Here is a 26,145-nt window from a genome sequence, read left to right on the forward strand (position 1 = left end):
CCGGGCGACAGATTGCCCGCAGGGTATTAGCCGCTTGCCCGATGCAGGTCCAGCGGGCTCGGCGGGATCAGAGGTTGCGGTCCTGCACCCGCAGCTGCCGGGCCCGCGTCAGGATCGCATCCTCGACCGCGCGCACGGTATCGGGCGCCACGGCAGCCCCGCCCGCCCCCTGCAACGAGACCTTGAGCGCGCGCGCATCCAGCGCCGGGTCGCTGACCTTGATCGTGGCGCGATAGGACCGCCCGCCGCCCGGCGGGGTGCCGTAGCCGGTGACGATGACGCCGGTGAAGGGGTCGATCGACTGGATCGGCAGGAAGTTCAGCACGTCCAGGCTGGCGTTCCACAGGTATTTGTTGACCGCCACCGTGTCGTTGGGGTTGCGCCGGTCCGAGAACACGTCCCAGATCGTCTCGCGCCGCTCGACGGCCTGCGGCTGGGCCTGGCGATTCCCGCCGCCCGGCATCGAGGTCGCCGATCCGGCCGAGCCTGCCGAACCCAAGCCCGAGCCGCCCCCCGAACAGGCGGCAAGCCCCGCCAGGATCAGCAGGGCGGCGGTCAGCCGTGCGGCGCGTCTGGTCATCTGATGTCCCCCGGATCGTCCTTGCCGCGAGCCATAGCGCAATTCCGCCCCTTGCGACAAGAGAGGCTGCGCCCCTGGCCCGCGATCCCCCGTCCCGGAGGGGATATGGCTCGCGCGCGTAAGGGCGTCCGCGGCGGGGCGGGGGGCGTTGCAACGGGGTGTGGCCCATGTGCATCACAGCAGGTCGGAATCGGGCTAAGCCGATGCGATTCCGTTGCAATGCAGGGGGGAAAGCGCGACACAACTGGCATACCCCAAACCGGCATACCGGGTGGGGCATACGAGAGAGACAAGAGGGAAACATCATGAAAAAGGCTCTTATCGCCTCCACCGCGCTGCTCCTGACCGCGGGCGTGGCCGCCGCCGACGTCACGATCTCGGGCTACGGCCGGACCGGTGTGATCTACTACGAAAACACTGCTGATCAAGACGCCGACGGCGTGAACGAAGCGCGTATCGTCAGCCGCCTGCGGATGAACATCGACGCCTCGACCTCGACCGATTCGGGCGTCGACTTCGGTGCCCGCTTCCGCCTTCAGTGGGACCAGGGCGATGCCGGCACCGGCTCGAACCCCGGCAAACTGTGGGTCAGCGCCCAGGGCTTCACCGTTGAGGTCGGCAACGTCGACACCGCCCTCGACTCGAACGGCCTGATCTACGCGACCGAACTCGGCTCCTATGACCGTTCGGTCGGCTTCAGCGCCGTGACCGGCAACTTCTTCGCCTATTCGGCGAAGAGCTATGGCACCGACCAAGCCGATCGCGTGGGCATCCGCGCCCTCTACACCCTGGCCGACGTGGAGCTGCAAGCGTCCTATGTCGATCCCGACCAGTCGGGCGAGAATGAAGCGAACCACGAAGAAGAGTTCTCGCTGTCGGCCGACTACACCTGGAACGACCGTCTGGAACTGTCGGCCGCTGCCGCGTTCAACGGCGAAGGCATCGACGGCAACGACATCTTCTTCCTCGGCGCCCGTTATGCCGTCATGGAAAACGCCCGCATCGGCCTGAACTATGTCAACGCCGAAGACTCGGCGGTGAACGCGGGTCCGGTGTCGGCCACCAACAACTATGGTCAGACCTTCGCCCTCTATGGCGACTACACCCTGGTTGACGGCCGCACCAACATCGAAGCCTACATCGCCAACAACGACGGCGACTGGGCTGCGAAAGAAACCGACAACGCGTTCGGTATCGGCGTGAACTACGACCTGGGCGGTGCCCGTCTGGGTGCGTCGCTCCAGCGCGACTACGAAGAGCGCGTGACCGCCGACATGGGCGTGCGCTTCGAGTTCTGATCCTACGGGATACGGAAAACAGGAAGAGCGGGCCTTGCGCCCGCTCTTTTCTTTTGGAAATCATGCCGCCATGGAACTGGATGACATCAGGCGCCGCATTGCCGCGGCCGAGAAAGCCGCCGAACGCGCGCCTGGCGCGGTCACGCTGATCGCCGTCAGCAAGGTGCAGCCCCCCGACCGGGTCGAGGCGGTGCTGGCGGCCGGCCATCGCGTCTTCGGCGAAAACTACGTGCAGGAGGCGGCGGGGAAATGGCCCCGCTGGCGCGAGCGTTTCCCCGGCATCGAGCTGCACATGATCGGCCCCCTGCAGACCAACAAGCTGAAACCCGCGCTGGAGCTTTTCGACGCCATCCACACGCTCGACCGCCCCTCGCTGGCCGAAAAACTGGCGCGGCAGGTGCAGGCGCGGGGGGCCTGCCCGCAGCTTTTCGTGCAGGTGAATACCGGCGCCGAGCCGCAAAAGGCCGGCGTCCTGCCGGACGAGGCCGACGCCTTCATCGCCCGATGCCGCGCGCTGGACCTTGCGATCACCGGGCTGATGTGCATCCCGCCCGAGGATCTGGACCCGGTGCCGCATTTCCGCGCCCTGCGTGATATTGCCGCACGCAACGGGTTGGCGGGGCTGTCGATGGGCATGAGCGCCGATTTCGAAACCGCCATCGCCGAGGGCGCAACCCATGTCCGCATCGGAAGCGCCATCTTTGGCGCGCGCGACTACGGCTGACCGCGGGGCTCCCCGGCCCGTTAAGCCTTTATTAGCAATAAGGATGCGGGGCGGGCGGCGACGGGATAAGGTGCCAATGTGGGTCGCGTGATTCGCTTGGGTTCCCGTCATGTTGTTGATCAGTAGTTTGCTCAGTTTGGTATTCGCCGGCCTTGCCGTGGATGTGACCGGGACCGCCCGCACTCCCGGCGGCGAGCATGACTCCGACGACCCGCCTTTTCCTGAATCATCCGATCGCGACGGGCCCAAGGGGCTGACAACCGAGGGCAGCGAGGGCTCGGACTGGCTGGCCGGCGGCGATGGCGACGACCTGCTGACCGGCCTTGGCGGCAACGACGACCTGCATGGCGGGCTGGGCAGCGACACGCTGCTGGGCGGCGACGGCACCGACTGGATCTATGGCGACGGCGACTATGGACCGGGCGGCGACGATTCCATCGACGGCGGCGCGGGCGACGACTATCTGGCCGGGCAGGGCGGCAACGACACCGTGCATGGCGGCCCCGGCAACGACACGATCTTCGGTGGCGAGGGGGACGACCTGCTGACCGGGGGCGACGGCGACGACTGGATCTCGGGCAATGCCGGCAACGACACGCTGATCGCCGGCGGCGGCGAGGATGACCTGGACGGCGGCGAGGGCGACGATTTGCTGATCGGCTCGGCCGAGCCCGAGCGGGCCTGGCTGCATGGCGGGGCCGGCCGCGACACGCTGCAGCCCGGCCTGGGCGATTTCGCCGAGGGCGGCGAGGGCGAGGATCTGTTCCTGCTGGACGTGCCGGGCGAGGATCTGGACGATCCGGGCGAGACGCTGCCGGTCATCGCCGATTTCGACCGGGATCTGGACCGAATCGAGTTGCGCTATCACGGCGACGGCGCTGATCCCGTGGTCGCGCTGGAGCACGAGACCGACGGATCGGCGGTGATCCGCGTGGACGGGGTGGCGGTGGGCCGGGTGTTGCAGGCCGAAGGGCTGCGGGTTGCCGACATCGCCCTGACGCGGATCGCACCGGGCGGCTGAGCCGCAGAAAACCCTTTCCTTTTCGGCCGATTTTGCCTATACGCCCGCATCCGACCGGGCGATTCCGGCGGATCTCTCCACGGGCCTGTGCTGGACGACATCCCGGCCTGTGCCATAACCCTTTGATCCTGAAAGGAGACCCCGATGTCGATCACCGTCGAGGAAAAGAACCGCGTGATGACCGAATTCGCGACCAAGAAAGGCGACACCGGCTCGCCCGAGGTGCAGGTCGCCATCCTGTCGTCGCGCATCGCCACGCTGACCGAGCATTTCAAGACCCACAAGAAGGACAACCATTCGCGTCGTGGTCTGCTGAAGCTGGTCGCGCAGCGCCGCAAGCTGCTGGACTACCTGAAGCGCAAGGACGAAGCCCGCTATACCGACCTGATCGGCAAGCTGGGCCTGCGCCGCTGACCGGCCGGCCGCGATCCCGCGGCCCTTGGATTGCAGGAAACGCCCGCGGCAAAGGCTGCGGGCGTTTTTCGTTGCGGTGCGGCCGGTCAATTAAAATCCAACGGATTGCTTTCTGGATTCCTAACGGGCGACCTTTATCCTGTGGCTGTCTTCAAGATGGAGATCGTAAGATGGTAATCAGTTCACTTTTCAAGCCTATTTCCTCTTCTGCCCCAGCCGCCGCCTCGGGGGCCGGTTCGACGCCCTTGCAGGCTGTCTCGAACGCCTTGGGTGCGCTGGCCGGATCGCTGCTGGGCGTGAGGCCCGCGGATGGCGACGGGGTCCGGTTCGACTTCTCGTCCCAGGCGATGCAGGCTTCTGCCGATGGCGCGGCCCCGGCCGATGAACCACCGGCCCCTGTCGCCGCCGCGGCCGCGAAGCACCCGGTGCCCGAGGCTGCAGCCCCTGCCGCGGCCCAGGCCCCGGCCGGGGGCGCCGATCCGGCGGAGGCGGCAGCGGGGCCGGCCGCCGTGGTACTGGCCGCGCAGGCTCCGGCCCAGGCGGCGGCCGCGTCCGGCGGGGTTGATGCGGCCACCCCGGACGAGGTTGCGGCCCCAGCCGCAGCCGCGGCCAGAAGCGCGGCCCAAGCCGCCGATCCCGATGCCGAGGCGCTGGCCCGCGCCTGGGCGATCAAGGCCCAGGACAGGGAGGGCGTGCAGACCATGGTCGATCGCGTCGCCGCGCTCAGCACCCGGCCCTGGCCGACCGACGCGGCCGCCGAAAGGACCGAAAAGGCGGTGAAGGTGCTGAAGGCCGATCAGGAAGCCGCCGCGTCCAGAACGCTGGCCGTGGCCTGATCGCCCCATGCGCGGAACAAGGCGGGCGGCTGCCGACCGGGCGCCGCCCGCTTCGATTCGCAGGGGCGGGGCGGATGCCAAGCCACTTTCCATGTGCCTTGATTTCCTGTATGGGGCGTCTCCATCTGTGACGTGACGCCAGGCCCCTGGGCACATGCGAAGGATAGGGGCGGCGGCAATGGGGCCGCCATTTGACACGGGACGCGACCGGAAGGGCCGGCGCGTCGCCAGAGGAAACCAGATGTTTGATGAAGTGAAGAAATCCATCCAGTGGGGCCAGGAAACGCTCACGCTGGAAACGGGCAAGGTTGCCCGCCAGGCCGACGGCTCGGTCATCGCCACCCTGGGCGAGACCAGCGTGATGGCCAACGTCACTTTCGCGAAAGAACCCAAGCCCGGCCAGGACTTCTTTCCCCTGACGGTGCATTACCAGGAAAAATACTATGCCGCCGGCAAGATCCCCGGCGGTTTCTTCAAGCGCGAGGCCCGGCCTTCGGAAAAGGAAACCCTGACCGCGCGCCTGATCGACCGTCCGATCCGCCCGCTGTTCGCCCCCGGCTTCAAGCATGAAGTGCTGGTGATGTGCACGGTGCTGAGCCACGATCTGGTCAACGATCCCGACATCGTCGCCATGATCGCCGCCTCGGCCGCGCTGACGATTTCCGGCGTGCCCTTCATGGGCCCGATCGCCGCCGCCCGCGTCGGCTTCGCCAATGGCGAATACGTCCTGAACCCCGAGGTGCAGGACATGGACCAGCTGCGCGGCAACCCCGAGCAGCGGCTGGACCTGGTGGTCGCCGGCACCCGCGACGCGGTGATGATGGTCGAATCGGAAGCCTATGAGCTGACCGAGGCCGAGATGCTGGGCGCGGTGAAATTCGGCCACGAGGCGATGCAGCCGGTGATCGACCTGATCATCGACCTGGCCGAGGCCGCCGCCAAGGAACCCTTCCCCTTCGCCTCGCCGGATTACAGCCCGCTTTACGCCCGCGTGAAATCGCTGGGCGAGACCGAGATGCGTGCCGCCTATGCCATCCACGACAAGGGTGAGCGCCGCGACACCATCGAGGCCGTGAAGGTGAAGATCCTCGAAGGGCTGACCGAGGAAGAGCGGCTCGACCCGAACCTGGGCTCGGCGCTGAAGAAGCTGGAATCGGGCATCCTGCGCGGCGGCATCATCGACGGCCGCCCGCGCATCGACGGCCGCGACAACAAGACCGTGCGGCCCATCGACTGCGAAGTCGGCTTCCTGCCGCGCACCCACGGCTCGTCGCTGTTCACCCGCGGCGAGACGCAGGCGCTGGTCGTGACCACGCTGGGCACCGGCGACGACGAGCAGATCATCGACGCGCTGCATGGCAATTCCCGCTCGAACTTCCTGCTGCACTACAACTTCCCGCCCTATTCGGTGGGCGAGGTGGGCCGCGTCGGCAGCCCCGGCCGTCGCGAGATCGGCCATGGCAAGCTGGCTTGGCGTGCGCTGCAGGCCGTTCTGCCGGCCGCGACCGACTTCCCCTATACCATCCGCGTGGTTTCCGAGATCACCGAGTCGAACGGCTCGTCCTCGATGGCCTCGGTCTGCGGCGGTTCGCTGTCGATGATGGATGCGGGCGTGCCGCTGAAGGCGCCGGTCGCCGGCGTCGCCATGGGCCTGATCCTGGAAGAGGACGGCCGCTGGGCGGTGCTGACCGACATCCTGGGCGACGAGGACCACCTGGGCGACATGGACTTCAAGGTCGCGGGCACGGAAAACGGCATCACCAGCCTGCAAATGGACATCAAGGTCGCGGGTATCACGCCCGAGATCATGGAGCAGGCGCTGGCCCAGGCCAAGGACGGCCGGCTGCACATCCTGGCCGAGATGTCCAAGGCGCTGTCCGAAGGCCGGCGCGAGTTCAGCGCCCATGCCCCGCGCATCGAGACGATGACCATCCCGACCGACAAGATCCGCGAAGTGATCGGCTCGGGCGGCAAGGTGATCCGCGAGATCGTCGAGACCTCGGGTGCGAAAGTCGACATCAGCGACGACGGCACCATCAAGATCGCCTCGGCCAATGCCGATTCGATCAAGAAGGCCTATGACATGATCTATTCGATCGTGGCCGAGCCGGAAGAGGGCAAGGTCTATGTCGGCAAGGTCGTGAAGCTGGTCGATTTCGGCGCCTTCGTGAACTTCTTCGGCAAGCGCGACGGGCTGGTGCATGTCAGCCAGATCGCCAACAAGCGCCTGAACCACCCCAACGAGGTGCTGAAGGAGGGCCAGGAGGTCAAGGTCAAGCTTCTGGGCTTCGACGACCGCGGCAAGGTGCGCCTGGGCATGAAGATGGTCGACCAGGAGACCGGTGAAGAGATCACCGAGAAGAAAGAGGAATCGGCCGAAGGCTGAGGCTTTCGCCGCGATTCGACTGTTGGAGCCTCGGCAATGCCGGGGCTCCTCCATGTTCGGCGGGACGGGATATCAACGATGCAGACGAATTGGCCGATCTTCGTATTGACATTGGCAGGCGACGAGGCGCGTCGTCAGCCATTGTTGGACCGGCTTGCCGAAAACGGCTTGCAATGGCGCCTGGTCTACGGGGTCGATGGACGGCGGGGCCTGCCGCCGGAATACTTGCCGATGATCGACCGCGACGCCGCTCAGGATCGACTGAAACGGCCGATGACGGATTCGGAATTTGCCTGCGCCTTGTCGCATCGGCGTATTTACGAGATTATCATGGCCGAGGGTCTTGATGGGGCGCTCGTGCTTGAGGATGATGCAATCCTGACGCCGGACTTTCCCGACTTCATTCGTGCGGGGCACCATTTGACCGATACGTTGGCCTTGCTGTATCACTATTCCGGCCGCGCGCTGCCCTGGCAACGCAGGAAAGCCGGTCGGTGGTTGATGTATCGTCCGACGCGACGGGCATCGGGCTGCACCGGCTACACGCTGTCCCGAAACATGGCGCATGAGCTGTTGCAGGCGATGACCCCGGTCAGTTTCGTGTCCGACTGGCCCGTGGACTTGTATGATTCGCGAGCTTGGTTGGTCGCCCCGCGTGTCGTGCATCATGCCCCTCCGGGACAGGGGCTTTCGCATCTAGCCCAGGAGCGAACCGTTGCGGAGATGCAGCGGCCCTGTGAAAAGAGGAATCCGGCCCGTTTCCTTAAGGCAAGTTATTACCGCGGGCTTGTTCGGCGCAGGCTGGCGCGCCGCGTGGACTCCTAGCATGACACCTTCGGATTATATCGCAGGGGCGGGCCTGTCCTTCCGGCCGGTGCCAGAGGCGCTGGCGGACCCGCGGGGCAGGGTGATTGCCCATCTGCGCCGCCCGGACGGTGTCGATCTGGCCTGCACGGCCGATCTCACGCAAGAGATCGCGCTTTACGAAACCCCCCAGGGCGAGCCGCCGCTTTTCGTTTCCTACTATACCACCGATACGCCATATGAGGCGCTTGCCGCCGATCTGCGCGCCTCGCTGGACCGCTACGGCCTGCCCCATCGGATCGAGCCGGTGGCGTCGCGCGGGTCATGGGTCGCCAATACCGGGCTCAAGGCGCGGGTGATCCAGGCGGCCTGGCAAGACAGCGGCCGCCCGGTCTGCTGGATCGACGCGGATGCAGCGATCCTGCGGCCGCCCAGCTTTCTGATGGGCAATCCCTTTGATGTGGCTTTCGTCCGCCGCGCGGGGTGGGAAGATATTTCCTATTTGATTTACCTTAACGCCACCGAGGCGACGGGCAGGATGCTGGCGGAATGGGTGCGGCTTTGCGACCAGCATCCGAATGTCTGGGATCAGGTGCTTTTCAGCCTGGCCTGGTTCCGCACCGCTCGCGAAACGGCGCTGGCGAGCCAATGGTTCAACGGCGGGGTGTCCCGCACTCCCCGGCCCAAGATCCGCGATCTGCGTGACAGGCTGTTCTATTATCCGTTCGGGCGCAAGATCCGGCCCTTCATCGACCAGAAACAGGCATCGCGCCGGCTCAAGGCCTATGTGAACGCCTCGGCCCGGCCGAAGGATGAGATTGGAAGCGACGACCTGAGCGCTGGCTATCGCGCCGCGCTGGCGAACCTTGATTTCAGTTTCGATCCGCAACTGGATGCGATCGTCTCGCGGCGGACATAGGCGAATGGTCAGGCGCAGGAAATCCCGGCTAGAGCGCTTCTTTTCGCTCAATCAGCATCGCAAGCGTTGGGGCGCGCGGCGACATGTCCTGGCCGCCCCCGACCTGGTCGCGATGCGCGAGCGGATCGTCCAGGCGGGCGAGCCGGTGCAGACCCGCGGCTCGGATAAGTCGCTGGAGCGGCACCTGGCAAACCTGCGCTGCGAGTTTTCGGGCCGCCCCGAGCTTTTGCTGCATCACGCCACGCTGATCGTTCTGATCCGTCGCGAGGTGCGGCTGGCCGAAAGTCTCGGCCAATTCACCGCGCTTTGGGCGCAGGAGGCGGAGTTTCTGTGTCGGCACCTGAACCTGCGCTGGCTGATCTCGGCGGCGGATACCTTTGCCGACCATGGCCCTGATCCGCAGGCCCGCGCGGTCGCGATGATGGCCTCGCTTCTGGCCAATACCGTCAAGATCGGTGAATCCGACCGCTATGTCCGCGGTGCGGAGACATCGGCGCCGCTGCCGGAGCGGATCGAAGAACTCCAGACCGAACTGGTTCCGCTTTTCGAGGGGATGTCGGTTTTTACCGTCGGCACCGACGATACGCTGCGCAACATGTATTGGCGGCTGGAGCCCTTCTTCGCCGCTGGTTCTGCGGGGATGATCCTCAAGACGGTCTATGATCGGATGCAGGTCAACGATACGGCTTTTGCCCGGCTCCGGGCGCTGCACCGCCGCGACCGCACCGGTTGGTGGGAGGACGAGACATGAGTGTCCTTGGCTTGTCGGATTGCTTGGTCGCGAGGGGCGGATAGATGCGCCTTCCCGCCTATCTCATCAACCTGGACGGCTCGGACGAGCGGCTTCGTTCAGCCTCCCGGCAGTTGGACGAGGCGGGCGTGCCCTTCGAGCGCGTCCCGGCCTTTGACGGCAGGGCGCTGCGGGTCGAGGAATTTCCCGATTACGATCCCGCTGGGGCGATGGCCTATATGGGCCGGCCTTTGCGCGGGGGCGAGATCGGCTGCTATCTCAGCCATCTCGACTGTGCGCGGCGCTTTCTGGACAGCGGCGCCGAATATGGCCTGGTGTTCGAGGATGACATGCAGCTGCAGCCGGGCTTTGCCGAGGGGATGCGCGTCCTCATGGGCTGGCTGGACCGGCATGATCGCGACTGGGATCTGATCAATCTCGGCGCCAGACAGCACAAGATCTATACCCCGGTCATGGGGTTCGAGGTTGCGGGTCGGCATCATGAGCTGACCCGCGCCCATTACTTTCCGATGACGGCCACCGCGCTGCTCTGGTCGCGGCAGGGGGCCGAAACCTTTGTCCGCACTCATCGGCGCATCACGGCGGGCGTGGACAATCATTTCCGCCACTGGCTGACCCGCAACGACCGGGGGCTGGCGGTCTGGCCGCCTCTGGTCACGACGACCGGCGTGGAAAGCCAGATCGAAGACGGCAAGGGCAAGCGGTCGGCAGGCGGGCGGCACCCGCTTTACGGATTGATCAAGCAGCGCCGGCAGATCGTCAACAAGCTGATCGCGTGGCGCCACAAGCGGCGGCTGGCACGCCGGTAGAAAGGCCGCGGGCGGTGCCGCGGCCTTGCAGGATCAGGCCGGATCCTTGGCAAAGCGCAGATAGGGCAGCGCCTTGTTCAGCTGGCCGTATTTCGCCTCGGCCGCCGCGTCGTCCAGCGCCAGCGCCACGATCACGTCCTGGCCCGGTTCCCAGTTCGCCGGGGTGGCCAGCGGCACGCCGTCGGTCTTTTGCACCGCGTCCAGCGCGCGGATGATCTCGGCGAAGTTGCGGCCGACCGACATCGGATAGGTCATCGTCAGCCGCACCTTCTTGTCCGGCCCGATGATGAAGACCGTGCGCACCGTGGCCGAATGCTGCGGCGTGCGGCCCTCGGCCGGCAGGTAGTAATCGGCCGGCAGCATGTCATAGGCCTTGGCCACCGTCAGTTCGGTGTCGTCGATGATGGCGAAATTCGCCGGGACGCCTGCGACCTTCTCGATGTCGGCCTTCCATTTGCCGTGGTCCTCGGCCGAATCGACCGAGACGCCCAGAACCTTGGTGCCGCGCTTCTCGAACTCGGGCACCAGCTGCGCCACCACGCCGAATTCCGTGGTGCAGACCGGGGTGAAATCGCGCGGATGCGAGAAAAGAACCGCATAGCTGTCACCGATCCAGTTGTGGAAACTGATCTGGCCCTCGGTCGAATTGGCGGTGAAATCCGGGGCGGTGTCGTTGATGCGCAGGGACATTGCAGATCCTTTCGGTTGGCCTTCGGCGACAAGATAGGCATCTGCGGCGGATTGTCCAACTCGATCTGTTCAGTCGTGATAATTCGCAGGGCCGCTGCGGCTTGCAGCCCGGTCTTGCGGGTGCCAGTCTGCGGGCCAATCGCAGATCAAGGGAGGCTCTCATGAGCGGACTTGCCGACAAGCGGAAATTCTACATAGGCGGCGAATGGGTTGCGCCGCGCGCGCCCAACGACCTGGAGGTGATCGACCCCTCGACCGAGGAGGCGGTGGCGGTGATCAGCCTGGGCGGCCAGGCCGACACCGATGCGGCGGTGGCCGCGGCCAAGGCGGCCTTCCCGGCCTGGGCGGCGACGCCCCCGGCCCAGCGACTGGCCCATGTCGAGAAGATCCTGGAAATCTACAAGCGCCGCGCGCCCGACATGGCCGCCGCCATCAGTGCCGAGATGGGCGCGCCGCAGGACATGTCGCTGAACGACCAGGCCGCGGCGGGCAGCTATCACATCGAGACCTTCATCGAGGCGTTCCGGGATTTCGAGTTCATCCGGCCGCTGCGCCCCGACACGCCGACCAGCATGGTGGCATGGGAGCCGGTCGGCGTGGTCGGGCTGATCACGCCCTGGAACTGGCCGATGAACCAGGTCACGCTGAAGGTGATCCCGGCGCTGCTGGCCGGCGATACCGTGGTGCTGAAGCCCAGCGAGATCGCGCCGCTGTCCTCGGTCGTCTTTACCGAGATCGTGGACGAGGCCGGGCTGCCGCCGGGGGTCTACAACATGGTGAACGGCGACGGCGCGGGCGTGGGCTCGCAGCTTTCGGTGCATCCCGACGTGGACATGATCAGCTTTACCGGCTCGACCCGCGCCGGCATCGCCATCACCAAGGCGGCTGCCGATACGCTGAAGAAGGTGGCGCTGGAACTGGGCGGCAAGGGCGCCAACCTGGTCTTTGCCGATGCCGACGACAAGGCGGTGACGCGCGGGGCGCGGCATTGCTTCTACAACAGCGGCCAGTCCTGCAACGCGCCGACGCGGATGCTGGTCGAGCGGTCCTTTTACGAAACCGCGGTCGAGCAGGCCCGCAAGGTGGCCGAGGAGACCGCGGTGGCGACGGCCCACCAGCCGGGGCGCCATATCGGCCCCGTGGTCAGCAAGCAGCAATGGGACAAGATCCAGGACCTGATCCAGAAGGGCATCGACGAGGGCGCGCGCCTGGTCGCCGGCGGCCCCGGCCTGCCCGAGGGCGTCAATCGCGGCTATTTCGTGCGCCCGACGGTCTTTGCCGACGTGACCAACGACATGACCATCGCCCGGCAGGAGATCTTTGGCCCGGTGCTGTCGATCATCCCCTTCGACAGCGAGCAAGAGGCGGTCGCGATCGCCAACGACACGATCTATGGCCTGACCAACTATGTGCAGACCAGCGACGGCGCACGGCGCAACCGGCTGGCGCGGCAGCTGCGCGCCGGTATGGTCGAGATGAACGGGCAGGGCCGGGGCAGGGGCTCGGCCTTCGGCGGCGTCAAGGCCTCGGGCCGGGCGCGCGAGGGCGGCGTCTGGGGGCTGGAGGAGTTCATGGACAGCAAGCAGATCAGCGGCTGGGATCCCGATGCCTGACGTGCGGGGCCGCCTGGCGGGCGGCCCTTTTCCTTGCGGGGCCGTGCCGCTAGCATCCGCGCCGCGAAAGCCGAGGGGGCGCGACAGATGAAGACCATCCTGATCACCGGCGGCGGCAGCGGCATCGGCCGGCTGACCGCGCGGCGGTTTCTTGACGCCGGCTGGCGCGTCGGGCTGATCGGCCGGCGCGAGGCGGCCCTGGCCGAGACCGCGGACGGCCATCCGCAGGCGCTGGTCCTGCCCTGCGACGTGACGGTGCCCGAGGCGGTCGATGCCGCCTTTGCCCGCGCGGTGGCGCAATGGGGGCGGCTGGACGTGCTGTTCAACAATGCCGGCGCCATCCTGATCTCGCGGCTGATCGACGAGATTTCCTGGGAGGAGTGGCAGGGCGTGGCGCGGGTGAACATCGACGGCATGTTCCTGTGCGCCCGCGCCGCTTTCCGGCAGATGCGGCGGCAGCAGCCGATGGGCGGGCGGATCATCAACAACGGCTCGATCGCGGCCGAGGCGCCGCGCCCCGGCTCGGTGCCCTATACGGTCTCGAAACACGCGGTGACGGGGCTGACGCGGACGCTGGCGCTGGACGGGCGGCCGTTCGGCATCGCCTGCGGCCAGATCGACGCCGGCAATGCTGCGACCGAGATGATTGCCGCCGTGGCGACGCAGGGCGCGCCGCAGGCCGACGGCTCGATCCGGCCCGAGCCGGTGATGGACGCCGCGAACGTGGCCGAGGCGGTGCTGCACATGGCCAGCCTGCCCGAGGGCGCCAATGTGCTGCACATGACGGTGATGGCGACGAACATGCCCTTTGTCGGGCGCGGCTGAACGGGCCCGGACAAGCGAAAGGATCAGGGATGAAACTGCTGCGCTATGGCCCGCCGGGCCGGGAAAAGCCGGGGCTTCTGGACGCCGAAGGCCGCATCCGCGACCTGTCGGCCCATGTCGCCGACATCGCCGGCGCGGTGCTGGGGCCCGAGGGGCTGGCCGGGATCGCGGCGCTGGACCTGGACGGGCTGCCCATCGTCTCGGGCCAGCCGCGGCTGGGGCCCTGCGTGGGCCAGGTGCCGAAATTCGTCGCCATCGGGCTGAACTATGCCGACCACGCCGCCGAGGCCGGGCTGCCGGTGCCGGCCGAGCCGGTGGTGTTCAACAAATGGACCAGCTGCATCATCGGCCCGGACGACGACGTGGTGATCCCGCCCGGCGCGCAGAAGACCGATTGGGAGGTCGAGCTGGGCGTGGTCATCGGTTCGCGCGCGAGCCATGTTTCCGAGACGGCGGCACTGGACCATGTCGCCGGCTATTGCGTGGTCAACGACGTGAGCGAGCGCGAATGGCAGGCCGAGCGCGGCGGCACCTGGGACAAGGGCAAGGGCTTCGATACCTTCGGCCCGATCGGCCCCTGGCTGGTGACGCGCGACGAGGTGCCCGACCCGCAGGCGCTGGAGCTGTGGCTGGAGGTGGATGGGCTGCGCCGCCAGCAGGGCTCGACCGCGACGATGATCTTCGGCGTGGCCGAGATCGTCGCCTATTGCTCGCGGCTGATGACGCTGATGCCGGGGGATGTGATCACGACGGGCACGCCGCCGGGAGTCGGCATGGGCGCGACGCCGCCGGTGTTCTTGCGCGGGGGCGAGGTCATGCGGCTGGGCATCGAGGGCCTGGGCGAGCAGCGCCAGAGGGTGCGCTGCCGCGATTGACCGCGCGGGTGGGCGCGTATTTCGGAAACGGTGAAGCGGAGAGGCTGCGCGGAAGCTGGCAAGGCAGCGGCCGGCGGCGCGGTCGCAATGGGTATTTGGAGAACGAAGAAGGCCGTCAGCTTTCGGCGGCCAGGGTTTCCGCCAGCGTGTCGGTCTTGGTGAAATAGTCGGGCGACAGCCGCAGCACGCCGGGCAGGTCCAGCAGCACGCGGCGCAGGTGCTGGCGGATGGCGGCCTCGGCCCGGTCGGGGTCGCGGGCGGCGATGGCCTCGGCCACGGCGCGGTGCTGGGCCAGCATGGTGTCCTTGGGCGTCATCGCCGTCAGCAGGTGGCGGGCGCGGTCGAGATGCATCTTCATCTGCTGCAGGTGGCTCCAGACCCTTGCCTTGCCGGCGATCGCGGCCAGGGTGGCGTGGAATTCCTCGTCCAGCTGGGCCAGCGCGGTGGGGTCGGCCTCGGCCTCTTGCCGGGCGATCTGGGCGAACAGGGCCTCGCAATCCTGGGGCGGGGCGCAGGCGGCGGCCAGGCGGACGGTGTCGGCCTCGACCGATTCGCGGATGAAGCGCGTACACAGCACCCATTCCATGTCGATGCGGGTGACGAAGGTGCCGCGCTGCGGCCGCACCTCGAGCAGGCCCTCGCCGGCGAGGCGGATGAAGGCCTCGCGCACAGGCTGGCGCGACAGGGCGCATTGGTCGGCGATCTCCTGTTCGGAGAGGCGCGTGCCGGGCGGCAGCTCGCCGCGGATGATGCGCTGGCGCAGGCGGGCGTGCAATTGCGCCGCGAAGGGCGGCGGGCCCCCCGTGGCGGAAAGGGTTTCGGTCGATGCGGGGTCCATGAATCCTCCCTGGAACCCGCATTAGTTCGGGACCGGACCTTGCGTCAACCTTTGGGGCTGCGGTGAAAGCTCATCACCGTGGTCTGGCGGTAGAGCTGCCCCGCCTCCAGCCGCGCCGAGGGATAGCCGGCATGGTTGGGCGCGTCCGGCCAGAGCTGCGATTCCAGCGCGATGCCGGCATGGCGGCCATAGGGCCGGCCGCCAAGGCCGGGCGCGCCGGGCGCCAGGTGTTCGCCGGCATAGACTTGCAGCCCCGGCTCGGTCGAGCGCAGGGTCATCATCAGCCCGCCCGCCTGGAGCACCGCCGCCTTGCGCGGCACGATGCGGCGCCGGTCCGAAAGGCAGAGGTTGTGGTCGATGCGCGGCCCCTTGAGCCGCTCGGCCAGGGTGACGGGATTGCGGAAATCCAGATGCGTGCCCTGGACCGCCGCGGGCGCGCCCAGTGGGATCATGTCCTCGTCCACCGGCAGGTAGGTTTCGGCCGGGACGGTCAGCCGGTGGCCGGCCACGGTATCGGTGCCATCCAGGTTGAAATAGCTGTGCTGGGCGAAGTTGCAGAAGGTGGTGTCGTCCGAGGTGGCCAGGATGGTCAGCATCAGGACCGGGCCGGGCAGGATGGACCAGGTCGCGCGGATCAGCATGGCGCCGGGAAAGCCCATGTGGCCCGCGGGCAGGTGATCGGCCAGCGCCACCGAGCTTTCGTCCCAGTCGGCCAGCATCCAGTTGCGCGTGCCGCAGCCGTCGTGGCCGCCGTGCAGCATGTGGCGGCCGTCCTGGTTGCGGTCCAGCTGCAGCCTTTGCCCGTCCAGCGCCGCGCGGCCATGGGCGATGCGGTTGGCATAGCGCCCGATCACCGCGCCGAAATAGCGGCCCTCGTCCAGATAGGGCGCGAGCCGCGGAAAGCCCAGCACCAGCGGATGCCCGATCCCGGCCAGCCGCAGATCCTGGAGCGAGGCACCCAGCGTGATGACCGAGGCCGTCAGCCCATGGCCCGAGATCGTCGCCTGCATCACCGGCCGGCCGTCCGGCAGCAGGCCGAATGTGCGTGGCATCATGCCCGGACCCGCGGTTCCGGCCGGCCCTGGGCGTCGGGATCCAGCAGCCAGGTCCGGCCGTCCTGCGGCCCGTGCCGGCCCTCGGCGGCGCTGGTCACGATCAGCTGCGCAAGGCCGGGGCCGCCGAAGGCCGGGCAGCTGGGCTGGCTGGCGGGCAAGGACAGGCGGCGCAGCAGGCGGCCGTCCGGCGCATGGCAGGCGACCGCGCCGCTGCCCCAGCGCGCGTTCCAGAACCGCCCCTGCGCGTCGGTGACGGCGCCGTCGGGGAACTGGTCGGTCCCGGCCAGGTCCAGGAAGACGCGGGCCTCGGCGCAGGGCCAGCCGCGCGCGTCCAGGTCTTGCGACCAGACGGTCTGGGCGGCGGTGTCGGCGAAATAGGCCAGGCGACCGTCGGGAGAAAAGCAGATCGCATTCGGGATGGACATGTTCCCCCGCAGCAGGCGCAACTCTCCGTCAAGATAGCGATAAATCGCCCCCTTTCCAGCCCTTCCGTCGCGTTCCATCGTGCCGATCCAGAAACCGCCGAAAGCATCGGCCCGCCCGTCGTTCGAGCGGTTGCCGGGCCGGTCGGCTTCCAGCGCGGCCAGCCGTTCCTGGCGGCCGTCGCGCAGGTCGAAGCGGATCAGCCCGGTTTCGCTGGCGATCAGCAGGCGGTCGCGGTCGATCCAGCCCGCGGCCGAGACCATCTCTTCGAAGCGCCATTCCAGCTCGGTCCCGTCGTCCAGCCGCGACAAAAGCCGGCGGCCGAGGATGTCGAACCAGAAGGGCTGGGCGCGTTCGGGATGCCAGAAGGCGCCTTCGCCCAGTTCGCAGATGCGGGGGTCGAAGACCCGCGCGTTCATGCGCAGGCCCGCAGCGCCGCCACGATGTCGCGCGCGCGGGCCGCGACCGTCTCGGCCCCGTCGCCGGGGCGATAGAGCGCGCTGCCGATGCCGAAGCCCTGCGCCCCGGCATCCAGCCATTCGGCGAAATTCGCCGGGCCGGCGCCGCCCACGGCATAGACCGGCATGTCGCGCGGCAGCACCGCGCGCAGCGCCCTGAGCGTGCCGGTGCCGGCCTGGTCGGCGGGAAACAGCTTCAGCCCGGTCGCGCCCGCGGCGATGGCGGCGAAGCATTCGGTGGCGGTGAAGACGCCGGGCCAGGATTGCAGGCCGCGCGCCCGCGTCGCGCCGATCACCGCCGGATCGGCATTGGGCGAGACGATCATCCGCCCGCCGGCATCGGCCACCTGCGCGACCTCATCCACCGTCAGCACGGTTCCGGCGCCGATGGTCGCCTGCCCGGCCAGCCCCCCTGTCATCAGCCGGATGCTTTCCAGCGGGTCGGGCGAGTTCAGCGGCACCTCGATGCGGTCGATGCCGGCATCGACCAGGGCGCGGGCGACGGGCAGGGCCTCGGCCGGGGTCAGGCCGCGCAGGATGGCGATGATGGGCAGGGTCATGTGTCCTCCGGCAAATCGAGGCTGGCGGCGGCAAGGCCGGCCAGGACCAGCGCCGTGCCGTCCTTGTGGCATGCCTGCGCGCCGGCCGCCAGCAGCAGGGTTTCGTAAAGCCGCGCCAGGTCGGGCGCGCCGATGATCGCGGTCGGGCCGTCCTGCCAGAAGTCGCGCGCGGCGGCCAGTTCGGCGCCGATCAGCAGGCCCGAAAGGCGACCGGCCGCCTGAGCCGGCGCCAGCCCCTGCAGCAGGGCGGCGGCGCGCAGGGGAAACAGCCCGGATTGCGCGGCACGGGGATCGGCCAGCGCCTCGGCCCCGGCTTCGGCAAGGGCCGCAGGGTCGGGGCGGGCCGCGTCGATGGTCAGCCGCAGCACCGACTGGCCGGCAAGCAGCGAAAAGACCTCGCCGGTCATGAAGCTGCGGAAACGCTCGACCCGGCCCTGCGACAGGCGCACCCATTTGCTATGCGTGCCGGGCAGGCAGAGCGCGCCGTCGAAACCGGGGTTCTCGGCCAGGAAACCGGCGATCTGGGTTTCCTCGCCGCGCATGACGTCGGGGGGCTCGGCCTGCGACAGGCCGGGCAGGATGCGGACATCCAGCCGCGGGTCGCGGGCGGGGGCGCGGATGGCGCGGCGCGGGTCGATGGGCGGGCAGGGGACGGCGCGGTATTCGGCCTCGGCCCAGCCGCCGCGGGCGCCGGCCATGCCGCAGGCGATGACGCGCATCCGGCCGGCCGCGGACAGCCAGTCGCCGATCAGGTCGAGCAGCGCCGGCTCGAACCCGGCCGGGGCCAGCCTGCCCATGCCGCGGTCCGAGGCGCGGGCGTCCACCGGCCGCGCGCCGCGCATGGCCCAGGCGCGCAGCCTTGTGGTGCCCCAGTCGACGGCGATCCAGCCGGGGGCGGTCGGGGCATCGGCGGTTGGTTCAGGCGTCACGCCTTGCTCTTGTTCGAGACGTCGAAGATCACCGCGGCCATCAGCACCAGCCCCTTGATGACCTGCTGGTAGTCGATGCCGATGCCCAGGATCGACATGCCGTTGTTCATCACTCCCATGATGAAGGCGCCGACCACTGCGCCGATCACCGTGCCGACCCCGCCCGCCATCGAGGCGCCGCCGATGAACACCGCCGCGATCACGTCGAGTTCGAACCCCACGCCGGCCTTGGGCGTGGCCGAGTTCAGCCGGGCCGAGACCACGATCCCGGCCAGCGCCGCCAGCATCCCCATGTTCATGAAGGTCAGGAACACCACCCGCTCGGCATTGATGCCCGAAAGCTTGGCCGCCTTGGCATTGCCGCCGATGGCATAGATGCGCCGGCCGATGGTGGTGCGCTCGGACACGAAGGCGTAAAGCGCGACCAGAATCGCCATGACCATGAAGACATTCGGCAGGCCGCGGAAATTCGCCAGCACCCAGGTCATCCAGACCAGCGCCAGGAAGATCAGCGCGTTCTTGGCGGCGAAGAAGGCGAAGGGCTCGTCCACGATACCCACCGCCTCTTCCCGCTTGCGGCCGCGGATCTGCAGCCACAGGATCGCCAGCGCCGCGCCCCAGCCCAGGATCAGAGACAGTGTGTTGGGCTTGTCGGGGCCGAAGAGGTCCGGGATGAAGCCCGAGGCGATCATCTGGAATTCGCGCGGGAAGGGGCCGATCGACTGGCCTTGCAGGATCCACATGGTCAGGCCGCGGAACACCAGCATCCCCGCCAGGGTGACGATGAAGCTGGGGATCTTCCAATAGGCGATCCAATAGCCCTGGATGCCGCCGATTACCGCGCCGGCGGCCAGGCTCAGCACCACGACGACCGGGATCGGCAGGTCCAGCCGGACGATCATCAGCGCCGAAAGCGCGCCGACGAAGGCCGCGACCGAGCCGACGGACAGGTCGATATGGCCGGCGACGATGACCAGCAGCATGCCGACCGCCATGATGACGATATGGCTGTTTTGCAGGAACAGGTTGGTCAGGTTCACCGGCCGGAACAGGATGCCGCCCGTCACCACCTGGAAGAAGGCCATGATGACGATCAGCGCAAAGAGGATGCCGTATTCGCGGATGTTGCGGCGGATGAAGCCGAAGGTGTCGCCGCGGCGTTCGGTGGTCGTGTCAGACATGGGCGGCCTCTGCCTCGATTTCCTCGGGGGTGACGGTTTCGTCGGTCAGGTCGTGGCCCGAGCGGATGATGACCTGCATGATGCGTTCCTGCGTGGCCTCGGCCGTCGGCATCTCGCCCACCAGCCGGCCCTCGTTCATGACCAGGATGCGGTCGGTGATGCCCAGCAGCTCGGGCATTTCCGACGAGATGACGATGATCGATTTTCCGGCGGCGGCAAGGTCGCGGATGATGGTGTAGATTTCATATTTCGCGCCCACGTCGATGCCGCGCGTCGGCTCGTCCAGGATCAGGATCTCGGGCTCGGCGAACAGCCATTTCGCCAGCACCACCTTTTGCTGGTTGCCGCCCGACAGGTTCACCGCCCGGCTTTCGACCGAGGGCGAGCGGATGTTGATGCGGCTCCGATAGTCGCGCGCCACCGCCCCCTCGCGCTGGCGGTCCACCACGCCGCGGACCGAGATGCCGGCCAGGTTCGCCAGCGGGATGTTGCGGCGGATGGTGTCGTCCAGCACCAGGCCCAGCGACTTGCGGTCCTCGGTCACATAGGCCAGCCCGGCGCGGATCGCGCGCGGCACGGTGGACAGGTCGGCCGGCTTGCCGTGCAGCGTGACCGCGCCCGATTTCCACTCGCCCATCGAGCGGCCGAACAGGCTCATCGCCAGTTCGGTGCGGCCCGCGCCCATCAGCCCGGCGATGCCCAGAACCTCGCCGCGCCGCAGCTCGAAACCGGCGCCCTTGACCAGCAGGCGGCCTTCGCGCGCGGGATCGGCGACGGTCCAGTCCCTGACCTGCATCACCACCTCGCCGACCTTCGGCTGGCGCGGCGGATAGCGGTCGTTCATCGAGCGGCCGACCATGTCGCGGATGATGCGCGATTCCTCGACCATGCCGCCGTGATGCGCCACCGTCGCGCCGTCGCGCAGCACGGTGATGCTGTCGCAGACCTGGCTGATCTCGTTGAGCTTGTGCGAGATCAGGATCGCCGTCATGCCCCGGTCGCGGAAACTGGCAAGCAGGCGCAGCAGCGCGTCGCTGTCGTTCTCGTTCAGCGACGAGGTCGGCTCGTCCAGGATCAGCAGGTCGACCTTTTTCGACAGCGCCTTGGCGATCTCGATCAGCTGCTGCTTGCCCATGCCCAGGCCGCCGACCTTGGTTTCCGGGCTTTCGCGCAGGCCGACCTGCGCCAGCAGCTCGGCGGTGCGGCGGTTGGTCTCGCGCCGGTCGATGACGCCGCGCTGGGCGATCTCGTTGCCCAGGAAGATGTTCTCGGCGATCGACATCTGCGGCACCAGCGCCAGTTCCTGGTGGATGATGACGATGCCCTGCGCCTCGCTGTCCTTGATGTCGCGAAATGCCATCGGCCGGCCGCCATAGAGGATCTCGCCCTGATAGCTGCCATGCGGATAGACGCCCGACAGCACCTTCATCAGCGTGGATTTGCCGGCGCCGTTCTCGCCGACCAGCGCGCGGATCTCGCCGCGCCGGACGGTCATGTTGACGTCGTCCAGGGCCTTCACGCCGGGAAATTCCTTGGTGATCCCCCGCATTTCCAGAATCGCGTCCATGGCCACCCCCTGCGGTCACGCGGATGGCGCCGCCGCAATAGTCCTGCGGCGGCGCGCGAAGGTCACTTCAGCTGGTCTTCGGTATAATAGCCCGAGCCGACCAGAACCTCGGCAAGGTTCTTTTCGGTCACGGCCACCGGCTCCAGCAGGTATGAGGGCACGGTCTTGACGCCGTTGTCGTAGCTTTCGGTGTCGTTCACCTCGGGCTCCTCGCCCTTCATCATCGCGTTGACCATGCCGACGGTGACGCGGGCCAGTTCGCGCGTGTCCTTGAAGATGGTGGAATATTGCTCGCCGGACAGGATCGACTTGACCGACTGGATCTCGGCATCCTGGCCGGTGACGATGGGCATGGCCAGGTCGCCCGAGCCGTAGCCCACGCCTTTCAGCGACGACAGGATGCCGATGGACAGCCCGTCATAGGGCGACAGCACCCCATGCACCTGCTTGTCGGTGTAATTGGCCGACAGGATGTTGTCCATGCGCGCCTGGGCCGTGGCCGGATCCCAGCGCAGCGTGCCCACCTTGTCCATGCCCATCTGCCCCGAGGCGACCACCACCGAGCCGTCGTCGATCAGCGGCTGGATCACCGACATGGCGCCGTCATAGAAGAAATAGGCGTTGTTGTCGTCCGGGCTGCCGCCGAACAGTTCCACGTTCCAGGGCTTTTCGTCCGGGAAGCGTTCCTTGAGCCCGTCGACCAGGGTGGTCGCCTGCTCGACCCCGACCTTGAAGTTGTCGAAGGTGGCGTAATAGTCGATGTCGGGCGTGTCGCGGATCAGCCGGTCATAGGCGATGACCTTGATGTCCGCGGCCTTGGCATTGGCCAGCGCGTTCGACAGCGTGGTGCCGTCGATGGCGGCGATCACCAGCACGTTCACGCCCTTGGTGATCATGTTCTCGATCTGCGCCAGCTGGTTGGGGATGTCGTCGTCGGCATATTGCAGGTCGGTCTGGTAGCCCGCCTCCTGGAATTGCTTGACCATGTTGTTGCCGTCGTCGATCCAGCGCGCCGAGGTCTTGGTCGGCATCGAGATCCCGACCATGCCCTCGGCCGCGGCCAGGCCGGGCAGCGAAAGCGCCGCCGCCGAGGCCAGAGCCAGGGCGTATTTCCTGAGATTCCGCATAAATCCTCCCTGTCGATATTGCCCCGGTTGGCGGCCGCCTCCACGGCCATGGCCAGCCGGTGCTTCCCCCTTGTTGCGCGGGACGCGGAAAACCGGCTCCTGCGACGATTCTGCGCGGCGGCGGCGGTCGCGGACCACCCATCCCACCGCGAGGCTAGACCCGGCCGATATGTCCGTCAATCATGCAGAAAGTGTGTTTGCATACCGCAATTGATATGCAGATGCCGGCCGGGGCGGCTTCAGGCATCGGCGCAGAGGTCGGACCAATCGGGATTGCGCTCGAACTGGGCGCGCACATAGCTGCAGGCCGGCACGATCAGCACGCCGCGGGCGCGCGCATCCGCAACCAGCCGCCGCACCATGGCGGCGGCGGCGCCCGAGCCGCGCATGGCGTCGGGCGCATAGGTATGGTCGGCGACGATGATGCCGGGCCCCCCGGCATGCCAGGTCAGTTCCGCCTCGCCCTCGATTCCGGTCATGGCGACGGCATAGCGGCCGGAACTGCCGTAATCCTCATGGGTGACATGGATGGTCGGTTGCACCATGGTTTCCTCCGTCTCGTTGCCGCCATAACGCATGGCGGGTCCGATCCGGTCCATCCCCGGCGCTTGCGACGTTGCGGCCAAGGGGCCTGGCCGTCACTCTGGCTGCGGGCGGGGCGGTCCGTGGCGGTTCGGCGGCGGCCGGGAATCCAGCGTCAGGGCGCGGCGCAATTCCGGCGAGAACGGCCCGGCCAGCCGTTCCAGCATGGCGATGTCGATCTCGATCCCGCCCATGCCGTCCTTGATGGCGCGCAGCCCGGTGCGGTGCCAGCGCCCGCCCAGCCGGCGCTCGATCTCCAGCGAATTCGAGCCGCAGTCGAGCGGCAGGCGCAGGTGCCGGTCAAGCCGCAGGTAAAGCGGCACGGGCGTGCCCTGGCGCGCGCCGCCGACCAGGTGCAGCCCCCGCCGGGCGCAGGGTCGGGCATGCAGCGGGGTTTCGCCCAGGCCGACCGCCAGCTCCACCAGCATGCGGCGCGAGATATAGCCGGGAACGGGCGCGCTTCCGGCGGTGCCGGCCGCGTCCTGCGGGCCGGCTGTCGTATGCGATTCGGCGCTCCTGGGCGTGGTGGCCAGGATCGCGGCAAGGGCGGCCGAGACCTCGGCCTCGGCGATTTCCCTGGGCGGGCCGGTGGCGATCAGCCCCTCGCCGCCGCCCACGGTGGGGGCAAGCCCGGCCTGGATCATCTCGCACATGACATCCTCGAGCCGGGAAAGCCGCTCGATCGCCTCGCCCATGGCGGCGCGGACCTCGTCCAGCCCGTCGGAAGCGTCGGGAACCTGGCGCAGCGGAAGGGCTTTGCCCTTGCCGGCCCGGCCTTTTCCCGTCTTTCCGATCCCTTTCGCCATCGCGACCCACCGCCGTTCGACATTGCCCTTTCGCCGATCCTATGACCGTGCGGCGCGCTTGGCCATATTCGTCGTGACGCGCGGCGAGAACGGGCCGACGGCCGGCTCAGGCGCGTTCGGAATACTCGAAAAGCTCGGTATTGACGACGATGGCCTCGTCCACCCCGACGAAGGGCGGGATCATGACGCGCACCCCGTTGTCCAGGATCGCCGGCTTGAAGCTTTTCGCGGCGGTCTGGCCGTTCAGCACCGGCTCGGTCTCGGCCACGCGGCAGACCACCTTCTGCGGGATGCGCACCGACAGCGCCTCGTCGCCGTAATATTCCACCGCCGCGACCATGCCGTCCTGCAGGAAGGGCCGCCGCTCGCCCAGCAGATCGGCGTCAAGCTCGGTCTGCTCGAAGGTTTCGCTGTCCATGAACACCAGCTTGCCGTCGGATTCGTACAGGAACTGCTGGTCCTTGGTCTCCAGCTGCACCTGCTCGACCTTGTCCTCGGAACGGAAGCGTTCGTTCAGCTTGCGCCCGTCGCGCAGGTTCTTCAGCTCGACCTGGGCAAAGGCGCCGCCTTTGCCGGGCTTGACGTGGTTCACCTTGACCGCCGCCCACAGCCCGCCGTCATGGTCCAGCACGACACCGGGCTTGATTTCATTGCCATTGATCTTGGCCATTCAGGATCACCTTGAAAGAATTGGAAAATCGCCCAGGGCTCGGGGGTTGAACCGCGATTGCGGGCACCTATATCCATTGCCGTGCCTCAAGGCAACCGAAACGCGTTTCATGCGTTGTCAAGGGTGCCATCGCATTTCTGCATGTCGCAAGATCGTTGCTTTTAGCGGCTATTCTGCGTATCTGCCGGGGCTTGCGCCCTGTGCATGGCGGTCATGCGGCTGGAGGCATACCGAATCACGGCACGGATCGGCTAAGCCGGCCAGCGCCGCCTAGAGGCAAGATGATGCAGCAGCCTTGGCAAGGGCCAAGGTGCGGGGGCTCCGCAAGAAAAACAGGATAATGATGATGCGCGATTTCGTGGATGGCTCGGCTTTCAATTTCGAACAGGGACAGCGGGCCCGCAAGCTTTTTGCCGCCGTTGTGCTGGCTGCGCTGGACGATGCGATCGCCGATGACAAAAAATACGGCAACGGGCCCGATCAGATTGCACGTTGGGCACGCTCGCGCGATGGGCGCGAGGTGTTGTCCTGCGCCGGCATCGACCCGAACGAGCGTGTCGTGAAGGGGCTGATGGAATTCGTGGCCAAGGGCGTGCGCACCTCGGTCGCGCTGTCGCGCGAGGAAAGCGAACGCCGCCACGCCGCCGAGGAAGCCGACGCGGCGTAATCGCCCCCGTCGCGCGCTGATGGGCCGTCCCGCGGGGCGGCCTTTTTCGTTGAATCGGCGAGGGAAGGTCAGCTTGGCGGGACATGCCCGACCTTGACCGGCCAGAACCCTCGGCCTAGCATCTGCTCGTCTGAAACAGGTTAGGCTCGGGAAGGTTGGCCCGGCCCCCGCCCTGCGGGTCCTTCCGTTGCTGGCAACGGCCCAAGACTATCAAGACGCCTGCGCGGTGCAGGTGTCGATAGAAAGGGCATGGCATGAAACCCAGGATTTCCGTTCTGACGCTCGGCGTTGCCGATCTGGAACAATCGCTTTCCTTCTACCGCGACGGCCTTGGGCTACCCACGAAAGGCATCGTCGGCCAGGAGTTCGAGCATGGCGCGGTGGCGTTCTTCGATCTCTCTGGCGGGCTGAAACTGGCGCTCTGGGCCCAGGCCGACATTTCCCATGATACCGGCTTGCCGAAGCGGCCCGTCAGTCCGACCGCCTTCACCATCGGCCATAACGTAAGGCGACGGGAGGAGGTCGATCAGATCATGGCCGCTGCGGAACAGGCAGGTGCAGAGATCGTCAAACCCGCGCAGGACACGTTCTACGGCGGCTATGCGGGCTATTTCCGCGACCCAAACGGGCACTTGTGGGAAATTGTCTGGAACCCGGAACTGCTTCCGGCAGAGGATTGATTTCTTCTGCGAGTCGCTGGTCCGAATTTAGGCCGGAGCTAAGGGCTCAAGCTCCTT

28 protein-coding genes are annotated in these 26,145 nt (G+C 67.5%); 15 read left to right on the forward strand and 13 right to left on the reverse strand.

Annotated features, from left to right (window positions below):
* Positions 1 to 67: 67 nt before the first annotated feature.
* The gene (locus E3U25_RS20480; protein WP_072461442.1) at positions 68 to 580 is read right to left on the reverse strand and encodes a DUF3576 domain-containing protein; all 513 of its coding nucleotides are present in this window, start codon (positions 578 to 580) and stop codon (positions 68 to 70) included.
* 305 nt (positions 581 to 885) lie between these two features.
* Between E3U25_RS20480 and E3U25_RS20485 the strand changes: the two genes are divergently transcribed.
* From E3U25_RS20485 to E3U25_RS20530, 10 genes are all read left to right on the forward strand, one after another.
* On the forward strand, positions 886 to 1,878 hold the full coding sequence (locus E3U25_RS20485) for a porin (RefSeq protein ID WP_166435620.1): 993 nt from the start codon (positions 886 to 888) through the stop codon (positions 1,876 to 1,878).
* A 70-nt stretch (positions 1,879 to 1,948) separates the two neighbouring features.
* The gene (locus E3U25_RS20490; RefSeq protein ID WP_116223197.1) at positions 1,949 to 2,602 is read left to right on the forward strand and encodes a YggS family pyridoxal phosphate-dependent enzyme; all 654 of its coding nucleotides are present in this window, start codon (positions 1,949 to 1,951) and stop codon (positions 2,600 to 2,602) included.
* 109 nt (positions 2,603 to 2,711) lie between these two features.
* A complete protein-coding gene (locus tag E3U25_RS20495) occupies positions 2,712 to 3,623 on the forward strand; it encodes a calcium-binding protein (RefSeq protein WP_116223196.1) in 912 nt (303 codons plus the stop codon).
* A gap of 144 nt (positions 3,624 to 3,767) precedes the next feature.
* Positions 3,768 to 4,037, forward strand: coding sequence for a 30S ribosomal protein S15 (rpsO, locus tag E3U25_RS20500; RefSeq protein WP_024842753.1), 270 nt, complete (start codon positions 3,768 to 3,770; stop codon positions 4,035 to 4,037).
* Positions 4,038 to 4,207: 170 nt separating this feature from the next.
* Positions 4,208 to 4,873: a hypothetical protein gene (locus E3U25_RS20505; RefSeq protein ID WP_147304545.1), complete on the forward strand. Its 666-nt coding sequence runs from the start codon at positions 4,208 to 4,210 to the stop codon at positions 4,871 to 4,873.
* A gap of 241 nt (positions 4,874 to 5,114) precedes the next feature.
* The gene (gene pnp / locus E3U25_RS20510; RefSeq protein ID WP_036758720.1) at positions 5,115 to 7,259 is read left to right on the forward strand and encodes a polyribonucleotide nucleotidyltransferase; all 2,145 of its coding nucleotides are present in this window, start codon (positions 5,115 to 5,117) and stop codon (positions 7,257 to 7,259) included.
* Between the two features lie 78 nt (positions 7,260 to 7,337).
* Positions 7,338 to 8,084 (forward strand): glycosyltransferase family 25 protein, encoded by a 747-nt coding sequence (locus tag E3U25_RS20515; RefSeq protein WP_166435619.1) that lies wholly within the window; start codon positions 7,338 to 7,340, stop codon positions 8,082 to 8,084.
* A gap of 1 nt (position 8,085) precedes the next feature.
* The gene (locus tag E3U25_RS20520; protein ID WP_116223194.1) at positions 8,086 to 8,982 is read left to right on the forward strand and encodes a hypothetical protein; all 897 of its coding nucleotides are present in this window, start codon (positions 8,086 to 8,088) and stop codon (positions 8,980 to 8,982) included.
* Positions 8,983 to 8,986: 4 nt separating this feature from the next.
* Entirely contained in the window at positions 8,987 to 9,733 is a 747-nt protein-coding gene (locus tag E3U25_RS20525; RefSeq protein WP_233253488.1) for a hypothetical protein, read from the forward strand.
* 44 nt (positions 9,734 to 9,777) lie between these two features.
* The gene (locus E3U25_RS20530; RefSeq protein WP_116223192.1) at positions 9,778 to 10,542 is read left to right on the forward strand and encodes a glycosyltransferase family 25 protein; all 765 of its coding nucleotides are present in this window, start codon (positions 9,778 to 9,780) and stop codon (positions 10,540 to 10,542) included.
* Positions 10,543 to 10,575: 33 nt separating this feature from the next.
* Here the strand turns inward: E3U25_RS20530 and E3U25_RS20535 are convergent, their stop codons facing one another.
* On the reverse strand, positions 10,576 to 11,232 hold the full coding sequence (locus tag E3U25_RS20535) for a peroxiredoxin (RefSeq protein WP_116223191.1): 657 nt from the start codon (positions 11,230 to 11,232) through the stop codon (positions 10,576 to 10,578).
* Positions 11,233 to 11,393: 161 nt separating this feature from the next.
* Here E3U25_RS20535 and E3U25_RS20540 point away from each other — a divergent pair, with 161 nt between their 5' ends.
* From E3U25_RS20540 to E3U25_RS20550, 3 genes are all read left to right on the forward strand, one after another.
* Positions 11,394 to 12,845 carry an aldehyde dehydrogenase family protein gene (locus tag E3U25_RS20540; RefSeq protein WP_116223190.1) on the forward strand — a complete coding sequence of 484 codons (1,452 nt, stop codon included), beginning with the start codon at positions 11,394 to 11,396 and terminating at the stop codon, positions 12,843 to 12,845.
* An 87-nt stretch (positions 12,846 to 12,932) separates the two neighbouring features.
* Positions 12,933 to 13,670 (forward strand): SDR family oxidoreductase, encoded by a 738-nt coding sequence (locus tag E3U25_RS20545; protein ID WP_036758666.1) that lies wholly within the window; start codon positions 12,933 to 12,935, stop codon positions 13,668 to 13,670.
* Positions 13,671 to 13,699: 29 nt separating this feature from the next.
* Positions 13,700 to 14,545, forward strand: coding sequence for an ureidoglycolate lyase (locus E3U25_RS20550; RefSeq protein ID WP_116223189.1), 846 nt, complete (start codon positions 13,700 to 13,702; stop codon positions 14,543 to 14,545).
* Between the two features lie 115 nt (positions 14,546 to 14,660).
* On the opposite strand, the gene E3U25_RS20555 is transcribed toward E3U25_RS20550, so the two are convergent.
* The 11 genes from E3U25_RS20555 to efp all read right to left on the reverse strand — a co-directional run bounded on the left by E3U25_RS20555 (position 14,661) and on the right by efp (position 24,741).
* Positions 14,661 to 15,383, reverse strand: a complete 723-nt coding sequence (locus tag E3U25_RS20555; protein ID WP_036758671.1) for a GntR family transcriptional regulator — start codon at positions 15,381 to 15,383, stop codon at positions 14,661 to 14,663.
* A gap of 44 nt (positions 15,384 to 15,427) precedes the next feature.
* Positions 15,428 to 16,438, reverse strand: coding sequence for an aldose epimerase family protein (locus E3U25_RS20560; protein ID WP_233253487.1), 1,011 nt, complete (start codon positions 16,436 to 16,438; stop codon positions 15,428 to 15,430).
* Entirely contained in the window at positions 16,435 to 17,280 is an 846-nt protein-coding gene (locus tag E3U25_RS20565) for an SMP-30/gluconolactonase/LRE family protein (RefSeq protein WP_116223188.1), read from the reverse strand. Before E3U25_RS20565 ends, E3U25_RS20560 begins: the two co-directional genes overlap by 4 nt.
* The gene (locus tag E3U25_RS20570) at positions 17,277 to 17,879 is read right to left on the reverse strand and encodes a 2-dehydro-3-deoxy-6-phosphogalactonate aldolase (RefSeq protein WP_116223187.1); all 603 of its coding nucleotides are present in this window, start codon (positions 17,877 to 17,879) and stop codon (positions 17,277 to 17,279) included. Before E3U25_RS20570 ends, E3U25_RS20565 begins: the two co-directional genes overlap by 4 nt.
* Complete coding sequence (locus E3U25_RS20575; protein WP_244295378.1) at positions 17,876 to 18,808, reverse strand: 2-dehydro-3-deoxygalactonokinase; 933 nt, start codon at positions 18,806 to 18,808, stop codon at positions 17,876 to 17,878. The genes E3U25_RS20570 and E3U25_RS20575 overlap by 4 nt, the downstream gene beginning before the upstream one ends.
* Positions 18,805 to 19,989, reverse strand: a complete 1,185-nt coding sequence (mmsB, locus tag E3U25_RS20580) for a multiple monosaccharide ABC transporter permease (protein ID WP_116223186.1) — start codon at positions 19,987 to 19,989, stop codon at positions 18,805 to 18,807. The genes E3U25_RS20575 and mmsB overlap by 4 nt, the downstream gene beginning before the upstream one ends.
* The gene (mmsA, locus tag E3U25_RS20585; protein ID WP_116223185.1) at positions 19,982 to 21,556 is read right to left on the reverse strand and encodes a multiple monosaccharide ABC transporter ATP-binding protein; all 1,575 of its coding nucleotides are present in this window, start codon (positions 21,554 to 21,556) and stop codon (positions 19,982 to 19,984) included. The genes mmsB and mmsA overlap by 8 nt, the downstream gene beginning before the upstream one ends.
* 62 nt (positions 21,557 to 21,618) lie before the next feature.
* Positions 21,619 to 22,683, reverse strand: a complete 1,065-nt coding sequence (gene chvE / locus E3U25_RS20590; protein WP_036751624.1) for a multiple monosaccharide ABC transporter substrate-binding protein — start codon at positions 22,681 to 22,683, stop codon at positions 21,619 to 21,621.
* A 239-nt stretch (positions 22,684 to 22,922) separates the two neighbouring features.
* The gene (locus tag E3U25_RS20595; protein WP_338117763.1) at positions 22,923 to 23,282 is read right to left on the reverse strand and encodes a GNAT family N-acetyltransferase; all 360 of its coding nucleotides are present in this window, start codon (positions 23,280 to 23,282) and stop codon (positions 22,923 to 22,925) included.
* A gap of 39 nt (positions 23,283 to 23,321) precedes the next feature.
* The gene (locus tag E3U25_RS20600) at positions 23,322 to 24,071 is read right to left on the reverse strand and encodes a hypothetical protein (RefSeq protein WP_116223184.1); all 750 of its coding nucleotides are present in this window, start codon (positions 24,069 to 24,071) and stop codon (positions 23,322 to 23,324) included.
* Positions 24,072 to 24,177: 106 nt separating this feature from the next.
* Complete coding sequence (gene efp / locus E3U25_RS20605; RefSeq protein WP_036751620.1) at positions 24,178 to 24,741, reverse strand: elongation factor P; 564 nt, start codon at positions 24,739 to 24,741, stop codon at positions 24,178 to 24,180.
* A gap of 346 nt (positions 24,742 to 25,087) precedes the next feature.
* Between efp and E3U25_RS20610 the strand changes: the two genes are divergently transcribed.
* Together E3U25_RS20610 and E3U25_RS20615 are read left to right on the forward strand one after the other, a co-directional pair.
* The gene (locus E3U25_RS20610) at positions 25,088 to 25,408 is read left to right on the forward strand and encodes a DUF6280 family protein (RefSeq protein WP_024842734.1); all 321 of its coding nucleotides are present in this window, start codon (positions 25,088 to 25,090) and stop codon (positions 25,406 to 25,408) included.
* Between the two features lie 254 nt (positions 25,409 to 25,662).
* Positions 25,663 to 26,088: a VOC family protein gene (locus E3U25_RS20615; protein WP_036751618.1), complete on the forward strand. Its 426-nt coding sequence runs from the start codon at positions 25,663 to 25,665 to the stop codon at positions 26,086 to 26,088.
* Positions 26,089 to 26,145 lie beyond the last annotated feature (57 nt).

It is taken from the genome of Paracoccus versutus, from assembly GCF_029909795.1.
GTDB lineage: Bacteria > Pseudomonadota > Alphaproteobacteria > Rhodobacterales > Rhodobacteraceae > Paracoccus > Paracoccus versutus.